Genomic DNA, 15,553 nt, shown 5'->3' with positions numbered 1-15,553 from the left:
ATCCCAAGTGCTAGCCCTAGCACTAGGACTAAGGATAAGAATGCTAAAGCCCCTTGCCAAGTCTCTCTACAAGCGCGCCAAGTCCGCTTACCACACTCGCCAAGCGATGAAGTATTTTGACCAAAAGACGCAAAATTATCTAGCCATACACAAGCACCTATCCCCACTGCCAGAGCCTGCCAAGCAAGAAGCCCTAGAGTTTTGGCAGCCCCTTTTGCCCAAGCACCGCTTAACGCACACGCTTAGCTGGCATACTATCATCTATAATTCTAACCGCTTCTGCCCCACGCACCCCGCCTATTTAGACAATGCTTTCTACTATCTCACACTCCTGCCCTATCTCAACACGCAAGGCTACGCCAAAGCCCTAGCGGATAAAAATTACGCGGATATGCTTTTTACCTCCTATAACCGCCCAGCCACCATCGCCAAGCGCATAAATGGCAGCTACTATGCGCTAGATTCTAGCTCTCCACACCTGCGCCATAAGCTCATCACCAAAGATGACTTCATAGCACTTCTGCGCGCAAGCACGCCCTGTGTGATCAAGCCCACAAAAGCTAGTGAGACAGGCTCTGGCACTAATATCCGCCTGCTAGAATCTAGCCTAGACAAAGATGAGCTAGAATCCTTGCTGCGCCACTATCCAAGCGACTTCATCGTGCAGGACAAAATCGCGCAACACCCATTTCTAAGTGCGCTTAATCCCACAAGTATCAACACGATCCGCGTAGTAAGTCTGCTGTATGAAAACCACTTTAGCATACTTGCTTGCACGCTGCTTGTTGGTGAAGATGGGCTCACTTCTAATGGCGGGCATTTCCGCATAGGGATCGATATGGACTCTAGGCTATTGCGGGACTTTATCATTAGGGGCAAGGGCGAGCCTATCGCTACCTTGCCAAATGCTAAGGATCAAAGCTACAAAACCACGCCGATCCCTAGCTTTGATAAATTGCTAGCGATGAGCAAAGATATGCACTCGCTTTTGCCACACTTTGGGCTAATTGGCTGGGACTTTACTATCGATAGCAATGGCAGCCCACTCTTTATAGAAATCAACCCAGATGTCCCAAGCTGCGAGATCCCCGAGCAGACAAACTACCCACTCTTTACAAATCATTTGCACATTATCAAGCGCGCCGCTACGCATAAGAGCCTATAAGCAAAGGATAGCGATGATACACCTTAATGCCAATGACTTAGCCCTAGCACATAGCCTTGCCAAGCTTAAGGCTGCTTCTGGCTCACATAGCCCAAGTATCGCTACTTTGAGAGAGACACTCCCCGCCCTAAAGATCAAAATCGATGCGTGCTTTTTGTCCAATCCTTATGCGACCGATCTCTTTATGCAAGAGCTAGAATCTAAGCTTATCGCTCAAGGTGGCTTGCGCGATGCCCTAGAGTTCTACCCTAGTCAAAACGCAGCCATAGCCCAAAAGCTAGCAAAGTATCTACACATAGACTCTCCCCATATATTCATCGGTAATGGCGCGATAGAAGTGATCCAAGCAGTGCTGCACAACTTCGTGCGCACAAACCTAGTCGTGCCAATCCCTACTTTTTCATCGTATTATGAATTTGTGCGAGATGGCGTAGAAGTGCTGCTCTACAAGCTTCCTAAAGAGCAAAACTACGCCCTAGATATAGAAGCCTACACCAAGTTTATCCAAGACCACAACGCCAAAAACGCCCTAATCATCAACCCAAACAACCCAGATGGCGGCTATATCCCCTATGACACCTTGCGCGAGTGTTTGGCTAGGCTAAGGCATTTGGAGAGCGTTATCATAGATGAGAGCTTCTTGCACTTTGGCTATGAAGATAGCAGCCTAGAGCAAATTAGCTACACCAAGCTTGTAGAAGAGTTTAGCAATGTCGTGCTTATCAAAAGTATGTCTAAAGACTTTGGCGTAGCGGGCTTGCGCGCAGGCTATGGGGTGATGGCGAAAAATCGCGTGGAAGCTTTACTACACAATGGCTACTTATGGAATGTCAATGGCTTGAGCGAGTTTTTCTTCAGTCTATTTGGTGATGATGAGTTTCTGCAAAAATACGAGCGCGTGCGCAAGTCCTACATCACCCAAACGCAAGAGTTTTTCAAAGCTTTGGGGCAGATAGATTCTATAAAGACCTACCCCAGCAAGGCAAACTTCGCACTAGTTGAGCTACTCAATGGCGCAAAGGCGCAGGATTTGTGCATAAAGCTTCTTAGCAGCTATGGGATTTATACTCGCTCTTGTAGCGATAAAATCGGCTTAGATGGAGAGTTTTTGCGCATAGCTAGCCGCAGCGAGCAGGAAAATACGCAGATTTTACAAAGCTTGCAAGAGATTTTTAAGGGAGATTTTTAAGGGAGATTTTCAAAGTGCTAAAGGGGTGCGATGAAGCAGATTCTAGCGATTTTTGACTTTTGTGAGAGTATTGTAAGTATCCAAAGTATCCCGCCGTATTTGGAGCTAGCGCGCAAGGCTAATAGCGCGTATAGGTCGCCGACAAGTTTGAGGCAGAGGCTGCTGCGTAAGGGAGCTAGGCTTATATACACCGCAATTCCTAGAATCCTTGAAGAAGAAAAAGAAGCTGAAAAAGACAAAAACGCCACAACTCTAAACGACTTGGCGCAGGATTCTAGGATTTGCGATGAGAAATCGGGGCTTTTCAAGGGCTCTCAAGGGCGCGCACTTGGCGTGCGTAACCGCAGAGAGTCCGCAGAAATCGCCGATTTATCGCGCAAAGCCGAATCCACCAGCAAACTCCGCTTCTACCTACACCCCCCTACTTATCCAGAGCTAGCTGGGCTGCCTCTATCAACAGCCCTATCCCTAGCCCAATCCTATGCCCTAAGCTTGCGCACTTATAGCAACCAAAAGGTCCTAGACAAGCTTTTATGGCACAAAGCGCAGGGGCACACCATAGTCGTGGTGTCTGGCGGGCTTGGCATTTATATCCGCCCATTTATGCAAGAATTTGGCATAGATACAATCCTAGCCGTAGAGCTAGAATCCACTTTTGATAAGCAGGGGCGAGAGATTCTAAGCGGCAATCGAGCGGGGCTACACACAATGCAAGAGCGCAAGCTCTATGCCCTAGATAATCACCTAGACTTAGCGCAATACGACTTGCCAAACTCCTATGCTTATAGTGATTGCCCAAGTGATGTGCCGCTGCTCTCTCTTGTGGGGAAGCCCTGCGTGATCCAAGGTAGCCAAGAGACGCGGTGGGCAAAGTGGGCAAAGATTCTAGGCTATCCAATCTTAGTGCCTTAGTGTTGCTGGGATTCGGCTTTGGGTAATCATAGCGGCGATTTTGTGGTCTGCGGTTGCCCCAAAATTTGCTAAACCTGCGGAATGATTACCCAAAGCTGAATCGCTCCCCTTAAGTTTCTTCAAAAAATGCCGAATATTAGGAATATTTATTGCTAGAATAACGCCAAAGGACGCGCGATGAATATTACTTATTGTGATCGATATGTGCAAATCGAGCTGCTTAAAGGCACGCGCTTGCTCGATAAAGTCCTAGAATACGCGCAGAAGCACTTCTCTAAGCACTATCGCCTATCTAGCTCCTTGCTAATCCTAGATGATGGCGAGCGGTTTAAAAAAGACTATTTAATCAATTGGACTTACCACGCCACTTTGCAAAGTGAGCAGGAGAGCACCAAGCTCCTACCAAGTCCCACTAAGCCCAGCCAAGCCCAAAAGCTAGAATCTAGCCTAGAATCTGGCGCGCAAGCAGATGAGCAAGAGAGTGAGCCTAGCGAGCTTGAGCTACTTTTGCGCCACTCGCACTTGCCTATACGCATTAAAATCACTAGCCCTAATGATATGCTAAAGCGCGTCAAAGTCCATATCCATCTAACCAGCCTTGATCAAGTGCTTTTGCGCTTGGAGGAAGACGACAGAGTCGCGCGCCGCTATATCCGCACGCTCTTTGGCAGTAAGATCATCTATGAAGTGGAAAATGAGTTTTGCATTAACGCTGCGGGGTATAGTGAGTCGATGTGGGAGAGTGTGATGAGCCTGATTAGCTCGCGCGTGATCCACAATGTCGCCCTAGAGTTTGAATACCAAAAGCCAGAAGAGAGCGAGAGCTTTTTGACACGCGAGGAATATCTCTTGCGCAAGTGTTATAGCGAGCTAGATGTGGGCTTTGATGAGTCGCTAGAAGCGGTCAAAAAGCAGTATGTCAAGCTTGCCAAAATCTTCCACCCAGACAATGCCCTAGACAAAGACCCTCAAACCCAAGAATACTACCAAGACCGCTTCAAAAAAATCTCCCACGCCTACAAGACGATCAAAAACGCCAAAGCTCACAAGCGCGCCACTGCTTAGAGTTATGCTAGAATCTACTTTCAATTAGCGCGCGCCAAAGAGTATGGCAGAACAAGTAGTAAGGTATAAAGCGTGAGAGAGTCGCAAAAAGTCGCAGCAAAGCCCAAACCCCAAAAAATCGACAAAATCGCCCTAATCGTGCGCCCAGAGTCCCCTGAGCTTGCAGATGCGTGCAAAGAAGTCATAGCGATATTTGAGCGATTTGGGGTAGAAGTGTGCGTGCTAGAATCTAGCGTGGCAAGCTTGGGGCTAGATCCTAGGCTTGCTTGCAAGGAGAGTGAGCTGGGGGAAAGGGCGCAGGCATTAGTGAGCTTAGGGGGTGATGGCACGCTCATTTCTGCGGTGCGCAAAAGTCTAGGGCTAGGTCTGCCTGTGCTTGGTATCAATATGGGGCGGCTGGGCTTTCTCACTGCCATTAAGCCTAGCGAGCTTGAAGAGTTTGTGCCGTTGTTGAAGTCTGGGGGGTATGTGATAGATTCGCATCATCTGCTACAAGGACTCCTTGTGGATTCGGTCTTGGGTGAGCAATTTGACAAGATTGAAAATTTTGTGAAAGGCACGGACAGGGAGTCCGCTAACCTTCCCCAAAATTTTCAAAACTTGCAAAGCCCCACCGCAACTCCTAGAATCCTTGAAGAAGAAAATCAGGCTGAAAATGAAACCCAAACCGAGCTAGAATCTAGCTTTAAAAAAGCGGATTCTAGCAACGCCCAAATTTTCAATGAGTCCGCAAAGGATTCTAGGATTTGCGATGAAAAATCTTTGCTTTGCGAGCGCACACAAGGGCGCATACTTGGCGTATGTAACCGCAGGGCGCGCGATGCAATCAAAGATTTATCGCGCAAAGCCGAATCCACCAGCGAGCAACCAGCACAAGAAACGCCCAGCCCCTTCTATGTCCTAAACGAAATCCTAATCACCAAAAAAGACATCTCCGGTATGACCAAAATCTACGCCACTATCAACAACGAGCACTTCCACACCTACCGCGCTGATGGGCTCATCATCGCTACGCCCACAGGCTCTAGCGCGTATAATATCTCCGCAGGCGGCTCGCTCGTGCATCCACAATGCCGCGTGATTTTGCTAACGCCTATATGTGCGCACTCCCTCACGCAACGCCCCATTATCATAAGCGACAATTTTTGCCTGCAATTTAGCGTAGAAGAAGACTCGGTGATAATGCTTGATGGGCAAGAGCGCATAGACTTCCGCAAGGGCGACACACTCTTTGTGCAGGGCTCTTTCCCTATCCAGCTGATCCAGCACCCCAAGCGAAGCTACTTTGCCGTGCTAGAAGAGAAGTTTGGCTTAGGCGGCAAGCAAGTATGATGAAGTAAAGCGACTTAGCAAAGCACGATAAAAAGAAGCGATGAAGGAGAAGCGATGATCAAAAAGCTACACCTAGAAGACTCTATGCTATTTGGAAGCTTGGAGCTAAACTTTAGCGCGGGGTTTTGTGTCTTTAGCGGTCCTAGCGGCAGTGGGAAGAGCGTCCTTATGGACTCGCTTTTAGCCTGCTTTGGGCTCAAAGAGCCAAATGCTTCTGTGATTGAAGCAGACATTCTGCTAAGCCCTAGTCTCATCAAAGTCTTTGAAGAAGAGCTAGGCATCGATAGCGAGCTGCTCAACATCAAAATCATCAAAAAAGACAAAATCCGCTATTTTGTCAATTTCACCCCCATTGCCAAAAGACAGCTAGCCCAGATCCTAAGCCGCTTCACCACCCATATCCACTCACGCGGCGGCGATGAGCTAGGGGCTGCAAGCTTGCTAGGCTTGCTAGATCGCCTAGCCATAGCTAGCACACAATCCCACGCCAAAGCCCTGCAAGACTTCGCGCAGGATTTTGCCCAGCTAGATTCTAAGCGCAAGCAGCTAGATGAGCTACAAAAGGCAGAATCTAACCGCCAAAGCCTTATAGAAATCGCGGAGTTTGAGATCGCCCAGATTCACTCCATAGCTCCCAAAAGTGGCGAGTATGAAGAGCTACTAGCACTCAAAAAGACTCTCTCACATAAAGAAAAGCTCCTAGAGTCCATCGCCAAAGCCACCGCCGCGCTAGAATCTAGCTCCGCGCTAAGCTCTGCCCTAGCCCTGCTAGATAAGCCAGAGCTGCAAGCCACCCTAGAAGAAGCCCTAAACGACACCCAAGCCACCCTAGAAGAAGAGTCCCAAAAGCTAGAAAACTTGCAAGACTTAGATGTAGAGAGCCTGCTAGCTAGGATCTCTGCTCTCTCAAGTCTCATCACGCGCTATGGCAGCATAGAAGCCGCCCTAGCACACGAGCAAGCCCAGAGAGAGAAGCTAGAAGCCCTGCAGGATTCCAGCACTAAGACAAAAGAGCTAGAAGACCGCATTGCCGCGCTAGAATCTAGCCTAAGCTCCCAAGCCCAAGCTCTCACGCAAACGCGCCAAAGCGCGCTAAAAAGCCTGCAAGACTCCTTGCAAGCCCTATGCCTTGCCCTAAAGCTTAAGCCCATCTCCTGCACGCTTTGCCCAAAGCCCCTAGACCATAGCGGCAGCGATATGCTAGAGCTTAGGCTAGATCACAGCAGTATCGCCACACTCTCTGCCGGGGAGTTTAACCGCCTGCGTTTGGCAGTGATGTGCGTGGGCGCGCGGCTGGAGAAGAAGCAGGGCGTGCTAATCCTAGATGAGATCGATGCGAATTTAAGCGGGGAGGAGAGCGAGGGCGTGGCACGCGTGCTCCAAGAGCTAGCCAAAAGCTATCAAGTCTTTGCCATCTCTCACCAGCCCCATATGCCAAGCCTAGCCACCGCGCACTACCTAGTGAGCACTGATGGCGCAAGCTCGCAAGTCCGCCTGCTTGATAAGCAAGGCAGAGTGCAAGAGCTAGCTAGAATGATCAGCGGAGCAAATATCACCCAAGAAGCCCTAGACTTTGCTAGCAGGCGACTAGAGCAAGGGCAAGTCTCTGCAAACTAGATTCTAGTAGCAACGCCTTTTCTCGTCATTGCGAGCCTTCCGCAAGGAAGGCGCGGCAATCCAAAAATCCACAAGCAACAAAACAAAAAAGCACAAAACTAGATTCTAGGGCAAAATCCATTTCACAAATCCTTAAGCAAAGAGCCTATATGCAAGAAAACCTAAGCACTCCAAATATTTTACAAGCTACTCAATCCTACAAACAAGCCCTACTTGACACCGCTAAGCTAGATAAAGCCAGCGTGATAGCTACCGCACACAGCTAGCGCGTAAGCGCGCAGATTGCCCTAGTTATTTACTTGTTTTTTTATCGTGTATGATAGCTCTAAGAGCCATTAAAGGAATAACAAACACCGATAGAGCTATACAAGCAAGAATAATCGTGTTTAACATCACAAATCCTCCAATTCATCTATTTTCTTATCAATGTAAATTGAAAGCCATACTACAACAAGCACCAGAAATACGATAGATAGTAAGCTTAGAAGTAGTAGCCAAGTTTCTAATTTTGAAAATTAGTAATGCTCCAGCCAATAATCGCTAGCAATGTAGCGACGACTATACCTAGCCAGAATCTAAGCATTGTCAATCGCTCTTTGTGCTTATCAATCTTTGCCATTCTTGGATTATATCACACTCCCCAACTAATTAAAAAAGTGCAATATTGCTTCTTTTTGGCGTAGTCCCCAGCGTAGTGCAGAGCAATTAGGCTGACAGGCGAACGCCTAAGGGGTGAAGCGACTGCTAATGACTGCCGCACTACGATATTTTTGTAATTTAAGCTTAAACAAAAAAAATAGAATTGTGCTTCAATTTGAGATTTAAGGAGATTGATGTGAAAAGTCGTTTGTTTGGTTTAACTGCAATTATTTGTTCTTTGGCGTTTGGGACTCTCCAAGCAGAAAATGCTACAAAGTCCAATGATTCACAGGGTTATGGCAAGTTTTTTATCGGTGCTGGTGCTACATTTTTTGGTGGGGAAATGCATTTTGGTGCAGAAGCTTTGGCTGGATATCAATATTATTTCCCTAAGGAATACTACATTGCTGATAAATTCAGGCAGGGCATTAGGGGATATGGAGTTGTTGGATATGGCTTTTGGAGTGATAGCCACACATACTACGATGGGGATAAGTGGTCTTATACAACGCATAGCTTCCCTATACTTGCTTTTGTGGATTATACGCTAGACTTTACACCAAAAGAAAAGTATGTATGGGGGATATTTGGTGGGATTGGTTTGGGGGCTCTTCCTAGATATGGGACATACACATACACAGATAGAGAATACGCAGGTGCGTATAATAGCTCAGGAAGTGCAACTAATTTTGATGTTGGATGGGCTGTTCGAACAGGCGGAAGCCTAACGATAGACAATAAACATCGATTTGAGCTATCTCTTGGTGGTGGGTATCAGTATGTAGGGCTACGATATATGCTCTTTCTCTAAATCCAACTTCTACGCCCGAATTTAAAGCATATAGGCAAGTATGTAGGGTAAAATCCATTTCACAAATCCCTAGCAAAGAGCCTATATGCAAGCCACCGCCCAAAGTCAAAAACTAGATTCTAGTGTGAAAGTGGATTTGTAGATCGCCACGCTTTGCTCTAGCAAAGCTTGCGATGATGGGTTAAGGTAGATTGCTTGGGCTATTTGTTGTTTTCTAATGTCGCAGTATATGCACTATATGCTATGATACAGAATCCAAGAATAATAGAGCCAAATACAAGATATTCCATTTCTTACTCCTTTTTGCTTTCATAGATTTGCTTGATGATTTTTCTCATTTTCTTGTTGATTAACAATGCGATAAATGCAAACATAAACAAAAGAATAATAGATGAAATTATAATCCATAATTCGCTTTTGTTGTAGTTTGTAGCTAGCCAGCCAATTATAGCTAAGAATGAAGCGACAACTATCCCTAGCCAGAATTTTAATATTGCTAAATCCTCTTTTAATCCATCTAGCTGTGGCATTATTCTCCCTTTAATAGACTTAGCTAGTCTTAGCCCTTGTGCTTCTCTTGGCAGTGCTTATACTCTAGGGTATTTGTGCTTGTCAAGCGCAAATTGTAGCAAATGTTTAAAATAGGGGCAATGCTCCACATAATACTTAAGCGAGCAGCCGACACTTTGTCATTGCGAGCGGTGCTTGCACCGCGTGGCAAAGCAAGCGTAGCGCAGCTTCTTTAGTAATCCACAAGCAACAAAACAAAAAGCACAAAAGTGGATTCTAGGGTAAAATCCATTTCACAAATCCTTAAGCAAAGAGCCTATATGCAAGAAAACCTAAGCACTCCAAATATTTTACAAGCTACTCAATCCTACAAACAAGCCCTATTAGACACAGCCCAGCTAAATAAGTCAAATGAGCATAGCTATCGCACACAGCTACAAAATCTGCTTAATACCCTAAAAGACCCGCCTGTCCGCATTATCCACGAGCCACAAGCAGAAGCAGGGCAAGGAGACATTCGCCCGGATTTTAAAGTATATAGGCAAGTAGATTCTACCACTAGCCTTAGTTATAATGCCCTTGTGGGCTTTATAGAGTGTAAAAAATGGGGCAAAAGACTAGAGTTTGATGTCAAGGGCAAACAGATTGAAAAATACCTTGAAGTGTGTCCTAATATCCTGCTAACTGACTATAATCGCTTTATACTCCTTAGCTTTGGTAATGTGATTGATGATATTACGCTTTTCCCTTATGGGATAGATTCTAATCTCTTTAACAACAATGCTACGCTAGATTCTACCACTGCGCTCAAGTTTTCTACCCTACTTAGCACCTTTTTTACCACTACGCCAAATATCACTAGCAAAGATGAGCTTATCAAAGTGCTATCCACACAGAGCTTTTACCTTGGGCTAAAAGCTAGAGAATCTTATCACTCCACACCACGCACAAGCTTTCACAAGTTTTTTGAAAAGACTTATGAGACCTTTGGGGCTATCACGCGATATGGCTTAAGCATTGAAGAGTTTTGCGATTTATTAGGACAAAGTGTCGTATATGGGCTACTTGTAGCGTATTTAGAGAGTGAGTTAGATAGTGCTAGTCCTTTGGAGTATGTTGGCGTTGAGAGTATAGCCACGCTTCTGCCTAAAGAGTTTCATCTTTTAAGCGAGTTTATCTACTTTTCAATCCCTAGCTTCCATATCCCAGAGCCTGTATCCTACGCGCTTGAAAATATCAAAAAAACCATTGCTCTTATAGATAAACCCGCCCTTGCCACAATGCTCAACACACAAATAGAATCCATATCCATCTATCTCTATGAAGACTTTTTAAAAGCCTATGATGATTTGCGTGGCAGTGAGAAGCGTAAGGAAGGGGGCGTTTTCTACACGCCAGAGCCCATTATCAACTGCATTTGCTCTAGTGTGCATTCTCTACTCAAAAGCCACTTCAACAAGCCAAAGGGCTTTTTGGATAGCAATGTCAAAGTGCTAGATTTTGCCACAGGCACAGGAAGCTTTCTCGCTAAAGTTTTTGAGCTTATTTTAGATGAAGAAAAATCACGCGTATGGCAGCAAGAAGCCATTAGAGAGAAGTTTCTTAAAGATATTTATGGCTTTGAGCTAAGCTTTGTGCCTTATATCGTAGCACATATTAAGCTTTCTTCTATCCTTAAATCAAGGGGCTTTAGCAGCTTTGATAGTGAGAATAAGCTCCAAATATTCCTTACAAACACGCTAGATTTAAGCACTCAAGCTGATTATCAAATGACTATGCCTTTATTGCTCTTAGAAGAGCAAGACAAGCTTGCACGCAGGATTAAGCACACAGATGAAGTGCTAGTGATTATGGGCAATCCTCCATATAACAATAAAAGCAAAAACAATCTCCCTGAAATCCAAAATCTCCTTAGCACCTACAAGCAAGGACTTAATGAAACGAAAATCAACCTTGATGATGACTACATTAAATTTATGCGATTTGCACAATGGAAGCTCCTAGAGCGGTATAATCCAGCTGAGTGCGCTCCTTTAGTGCTAGATTCTAGGCAGGGGATTATGGGCTTTATCACAAATAATTCTTACATTTGGGGACGCACTCATCGCAAAATGCGAGAGTCTCTCTATAATGCCTTTGATAGAATCTATATCATCAATCTCCACGGCGATAGTGAGAAAGATAGGAAAGAAGATGAGAATGTGTTTGATATAAGAGTAGGAGTTTGCATATCACTATTCATCAAATACCCTGAAGGGCATTCTGGCAATTCGTCTTTGGGTAATCATTGCGTTGATTCCACAAATTTTGAGAGAACCGCAGACCTCAAGTCTAGCTCTCCCTCAAAATTTGTGGAAAACAGCACAAGCACCACCGCAAATACTAGAATCGTGGATTCTACAAACACAGATTCTCAAAAAGTGGATTCTAAAATCTTCTACTTCTCCACAAGTGATAATGCAATTTACAAAAGAGCGGATAAATATGCCCTGCTCAATGACATAGCCCAAAAGGGCTTAGATTCTATCTCTTGGCAGAATCTAGAGTGTGAAGCACCTTACTTTTGGTTTATCAAACGCGATTTAGACTCACACGAGTATGAAGAGTTTTTTGCCCTAGCTGAAGATAAGGCATTGGGAGATTCTAAAGCGATATTTGAGACTTATGGCAGTGGAAATAAAGCCGAGCGAGATAGAATATGTATCCATTTTAATGAAGCAGATTTGCATAATCTCTTGCACGATTTTTGCACCCTAGATACAGAAGCTATCCGCACAAAATACACACTCAAAGAAGATTCTAGGGATTGGAGCGTGGATAGGGCAAAGGCTGATGTGCTAGAGCATTTTACAAAAGCTGAAAAATCTCCTTTAATCCAGCAAATCGCCTATCGTCCCTTTGACACACGCTACACATTTTTTAGCGGTAAGAGCAAGGGGTTTTGGGGGACACCATCAGCTAAAATTTCTAAGCATTTTCTTCTAGGGGGGGGGCAGAATCTTGGGCTATGTTTTACCAAAGATTACACAGGATATTACGAAGCTCCTTTGATAGCAGATTCTCCTATTGACATTCACTATAATGGCGGACAATCCTACATCGCCCCACTCTATCGCTACGAGCAAACAACAGGCGATGATGAGAAGCAGACGCATAAGCTAAAAAAACTCCCAAACTTTACAGAATCTTTTAAAGCCTACTGCCAAACTCATAAGATTCTAAAATCCAAAAGCCCGGAGCAGATTTTACACTTCATCTATGCGAATTTGTTCCACCCACACTACCGAGCAAAATACGCACAATACTTACGCATAGGCTTCCCGCGTATCAACTTTGAAGTAAGCAAAGAGAGCTTTGAAGCCCTAGAGTCTATCGGCAGGGAGTTAGTAGAGCTTCATCTGCTGCGTAAGATTCCACAAGATTCTAGCATTTACATTGACTTTAGAAGTGAGGCTAAAAGCAGCCCTAACTACACGATACAAAAGCTCAATACCAAAAACCGCTTTGTAGATTCTATGCTGATACTCAATGATGATTTATGTATCAAAGGTGTAGATACAGCAGTCTATGACTACACCATAGGCGGTTACAAGGTGATAGAAAAGTGGCTAAGCTACCGCAATGACTACACTTGTAGTAAGCTTGAGCTAGAGCATTTAGAATCTATCTGCAAGATTCTAAAACGCACTATCGCCCTGCAAAAAGAGCTAGAGCAAATTGCGTTGTAAGCAAAGCCCCTACCGATACACCCCCAGCTACCGATACACCCCAAGGTAGCGCGCTAGGAAGTTAAACACAAACGCCACGCCTGTGGCGATGATCTTGCCCACCATAGCAGAAGTGCCCAGCCACTCCACGCAGGCATAGAGCACTCCCATATCAATCACAAGCCCCCCAAGGCTCACCAAATACACCAGCACACCCTCTTTGAGCAAGGAATGCCTACGCGATGTGAAGATGAAAATCCTAGCGAAGATGAAGTTCCACAAAGTCGCTATGACAAAGCTTAGCACCCCAGAGAGCAGGTATTGCAGCCCAGCTTGCAAGCCTAGATAGAAAACCGCCCAGTTAATAAGCGCGGCACTCCCGCCCACGATGACATACTTCACAAAGCTAGCAATATGCCCCATAGCACTGCACTCCTAGAATCTAAAGCCGCGATTATACCCAATAGAAGCTGGTAGAATCTAGCCAAATGCAAATGGATTGCCGCGCCTTGCCAAGCAAGTCTCGCAATGACAAATAGCAGCATTAGTGAAAGCCTAGATTCTACTCAATGGGCTTAAACTCCACCTTGATCTCACGCCCTATAATCCCAAACTGCCTAAGCGTGTGCGCAAACCAAGGGAAAAACCACCCCTCCCACTGCCAGTGTGGAAACTCCTTTGGCACAAAAATAGTTACAGAATCTAGCCCGCTAGATTCTGTAACTATCACCTGCGCTACCCACGATTTGGCATAGCTTCTATACTGCAAGTAGGCATCTCTAGGTCGCTCATCATAGCCCTGAAATGGATGTAAAAAGCCAAAGCCCACGACAAACACAGCAGGCGCGATGAGCCTAGGCATAAAGCGCAGCAGAAGAGAGAGCCACACGCAAGCAGTGAGCGCGACACTTAGCAGCAGCCCACTCATCAAATAATGCTTCGCCCCACAAGATGAGACGATCCCTATATAGCCGATCATCAAAATCGCAAGCCAAAGAATGTGCGCTGCAATAATGCCGCGAAGCTCTCTATGCCTAAAGGCTAAGGCTAGCACGCACAATGCCAGCACGATAAAAAGCACCCAAAATCCAGCGCGGAAACTTTTGAGATGCTTTATCGCATAGGAAATCCCAAAGCCAAAGTCATAGCCGCTGCAGTAGCTCCCGCGTCCGCCATTTAGCCCATACCACACCGCTATGAGAAATAGCCCCACGCAAAGAGCTAGGCAGAGCGCATAGAAGTCAAGGGACTTGATAAGTGCTAGTGGGCTTAGGGATTTGTGCTGCTTGATTTTGGCAAGGGTGGCAAATAGTAGCGAGATCCCACAATAGCTTGATAGGATAAGCGCGGAGCTTGTCATAGAAAACTGGCTAAGATAGAGTGCTAGTGCTCCTATGCCTATAAGTGCGTGTGTGGTGGGATCAAAGCTCTTGCAAGCGTGCGCATACTGCTTGCTAGGGCACAGAATCTGTGCAAATTGGTAGCGCATAAGCAGGGTAAGCAGGGCTAGATTTAGGAGATTTGGGATAATGTAAAAGGCTGTGAGAGTAAGCGTGTAGCCTAGCCCCTCTGCCTGCAAATCCGCTGGCAAAAATAGTGGCATATAAGAAGCCTTACTCGCGCAAAAGCCGATGATGACAAAGCTGCTTGTGCTAAAAAGAGCTAGAATCTGGTGGCGCGTGATAAGCAAGCTCAAGCGATAGAGAAGATAGCACAAAGCAAGCGTAGAAGCACTTAGCACAAACGCACAGGTATAGACCATCGCATCGATGAAGTCTAGCCCACTAAGTGGCATAAACACATACGCACACAGCACGCCAAGCCCAGCGTGTGCTAAAAGCGGCAGAATCCTATCTGGGATCCAGCCATTATCGCCCGGCTTCATCGTGCCATAGATACTAAGGTATTGCCAATCATCACCCCAAAAGGGCAGCGTAGGATAGGCATAGCCAAAGAAGAGTAGAAATACACCAAAAAGCGCGAAGAAAAAGACAAAGGTATAGAGCTTGCTGGACTCTGCTTGCTTGTCATTGCAAGCAGGCACACTGGAATCTCTGTCATTGCAAGCATTCTTGGGCGCGTGGCAATCCACTGCGGTGCTGTCATTGCGAGACTTGCTTGGCAAGTCGTGGCAATCTATACTAGATTCTAGCTTTTGGGCGTTTGGTCTATGGATCGCCACGCCGCTTTGCGCGGCTCGCGATGACGATGAGCTAGAATCTAAACCACTAGATTCTAGGCAAACTTGCTCGCGGTTGGATTTTTGATCTTGCGCCTGTTTTTTATTAACGCTTTTGGATTCTAGGATTGTGGAGCTAGAATCGGGGCTTTGCGCTTTTGATTCTACTTGCTCGCGGTTGGACTTGTAGTTTTCATTACTGCTCTGGGATTCTAGGATTGTAGATGAGAAAGGCTTGCTTTGCGAACGCTCGCAAGGGCGCATACTTGGCGTATGTAACTGCAGCGAGCGTGAAGCAATCAAGCCTTTATCGCTACAAGCCGAATCCTTACAAGATTCCCCCCCCCCCCGTTTGGCTGGTATCTCTCGCATATTTTCTCCTTTAAACATCAATAGCAAGCCGCGATTATACCCAATAGAAGCTAGA

11 protein-coding genes are annotated in these 15,553 nt (G+C 45.8%); 8 read left to right on the top strand and 3 right to left on the bottom strand.

What is annotated here, in order from left to right; all coding sequences use genetic code 11:
* Positions 1-40: 40 nt before the first annotated feature.
* The 7 genes from F4V45_RS04095 (at position 41) to F4V45_RS04065 (ending at position 8,730) form a co-directional block, all read left to right on the top strand.
* Positions 41-1,165, top strand: coding sequence for a sugar-transfer associated ATP-grasp domain-containing protein (locus tag F4V45_RS04095; protein ID WP_150337185.1), 1,125 nt, complete (start codon positions 41-43; stop codon positions 1,163-1,165).
* A 13-nt stretch (positions 1,166-1,178) separates the two neighbouring features.
* The gene (locus F4V45_RS04090; protein ID WP_150337184.1) at positions 1,179-2,354 is read left to right on the top strand and encodes a pyridoxal phosphate-dependent aminotransferase; all 1,176 of its coding nucleotides are present in this window, start codon (positions 1,179-1,181) and stop codon (positions 2,352-2,354) included.
* A gap of 30 nt (positions 2,355-2,384) precedes the next feature.
* A complete protein-coding gene (locus tag F4V45_RS04085) occupies positions 2,385-3,266 on the top strand; it encodes an HAD-IB family hydrolase (RefSeq protein WP_150337183.1) in 882 nt (293 codons plus the stop codon).
* 177 nt (positions 3,267-3,443) lie between these two features.
* Positions 3,444-4,331, top strand: coding sequence for a J domain-containing protein (locus F4V45_RS04080; RefSeq protein WP_150337182.1), 888 nt, complete (start codon positions 3,444-3,446; stop codon positions 4,329-4,331).
* A 72-nt stretch (positions 4,332-4,403) separates the two neighbouring features.
* On the top strand, positions 4,404-5,663 hold the full coding sequence (locus F4V45_RS04075) for an NAD(+)/NADH kinase (RefSeq protein WP_150337181.1): 1,260 nt from the start codon (positions 4,404-4,406) through the stop codon (positions 5,661-5,663).
* Between the two features lie 54 nt (positions 5,664-5,717).
* Positions 5,718-7,280: an AAA family ATPase gene (locus F4V45_RS04070; protein ID WP_150337180.1), complete on the top strand. Its 1,563-nt coding sequence runs from the start codon at positions 5,718-5,720 to the stop codon at positions 7,278-7,280.
* A gap of 835 nt (positions 7,281-8,115) precedes the next feature.
* Positions 8,116-8,730, top strand: a complete 615-nt coding sequence (locus tag F4V45_RS04065; protein WP_150337179.1) for an outer membrane beta-barrel protein — start codon at positions 8,116-8,118, stop codon at positions 8,728-8,730.
* A 293-nt stretch (positions 8,731-9,023) separates the two neighbouring features.
* On the opposite strand, the gene F4V45_RS04060 is transcribed toward F4V45_RS04065, so the two are convergent.
* Complete coding sequence (locus F4V45_RS04060; protein ID WP_115010938.1) at positions 9,024-9,260, bottom strand: hypothetical protein; 237 nt, start codon at positions 9,258-9,260, stop codon at positions 9,024-9,026.
* Between the two features lie 249 nt (positions 9,261-9,509).
* On the opposite strand from F4V45_RS04060, the gene F4V45_RS04055 reads away from it, so the two are divergent.
* Positions 9,510-12,968: a type ISP restriction/modification enzyme gene (locus tag F4V45_RS04055; protein ID WP_150337178.1), complete on the top strand. Its 3,459-nt coding sequence runs from the start codon at positions 9,510-9,512 to the stop codon at positions 12,966-12,968.
* A gap of 27 nt (positions 12,969-12,995) precedes the next feature.
* Here F4V45_RS04055 and F4V45_RS04050 read toward each other — a convergent pair whose 3' ends face one another.
* A complete protein-coding gene (locus F4V45_RS04050; protein ID WP_150337177.1) occupies positions 12,996-13,370 on the bottom strand; it encodes a GtrA family protein in 375 nt (124 codons plus the stop codon).
* A gap of 139 nt (positions 13,371-13,509) precedes the next feature.
* A complete protein-coding gene (locus F4V45_RS04045; RefSeq protein WP_150337176.1) occupies positions 13,510-15,498 on the bottom strand; it encodes a hypothetical protein in 1,989 nt (662 codons plus the stop codon).
* Between the last annotated feature and the right edge of the window lie 55 nt (positions 15,499-15,553).

The organism is Helicobacter canis (genome assembly GCF_008693005.1).
GTDB lineage: Bacteria > Campylobacterota > Campylobacteria > Campylobacterales > Helicobacteraceae > Helicobacter_B > Helicobacter_B canis.
The sequence above is the reverse complement of the archived record's forward strand: the minus strand, read 5'-3'. Positions and strand labels throughout refer to the sequence as shown.

Excerpts from the sequence above, each read along its gene's own strand:
- F4V45_RS04060 (WP_115010938.1), bottom strand. The coding sequence starts at position 9,260 with ATGCCACAGCTAGATGGATTAAAAGAGGATTTAGCAATATTAAAATTC.
- F4V45_RS04095 (WP_150337185.1), top strand. The coding sequence starts at position 41 with ATGCTAAAGCCCCTTGCCAAGTCTCTCTACAAGCGCGCCAAGTCCGCT.
- F4V45_RS04085 (WP_150337183.1), top strand. The coding sequence starts at position 2,385 with ATGAAGCAGATTCTAGCGATTTTTGACTTTTGTGAGAGTATTGTAAGT.
- F4V45_RS04045 (WP_150337176.1), bottom strand. The coding sequence starts at position 15,498 with ATGCGAGAGATACCAGCCAAACGGGGGGGGGGGGAATCTTGTAAGGAT.
- F4V45_RS04080 (WP_150337182.1), top strand. The coding sequence starts at position 3,444 with ATGAATATTACTTATTGTGATCGATATGTGCAAATCGAGCTGCTTAAA.
- F4V45_RS04090 (WP_150337184.1), top strand. The coding sequence starts at position 1,179 with ATGATACACCTTAATGCCAATGACTTAGCCCTAGCACATAGCCTTGCC.
- F4V45_RS04070 (WP_150337180.1), top strand. The coding sequence starts at position 5,718 with ATGATCAAAAAGCTACACCTAGAAGACTCTATGCTATTTGGAAGCTTG.
- F4V45_RS04050 (WP_150337177.1), bottom strand. The coding sequence starts at position 13,370 with ATGGGGCATATTGCTAGCTTTGTGAAGTATGTCATCGTGGGCGGGAGT.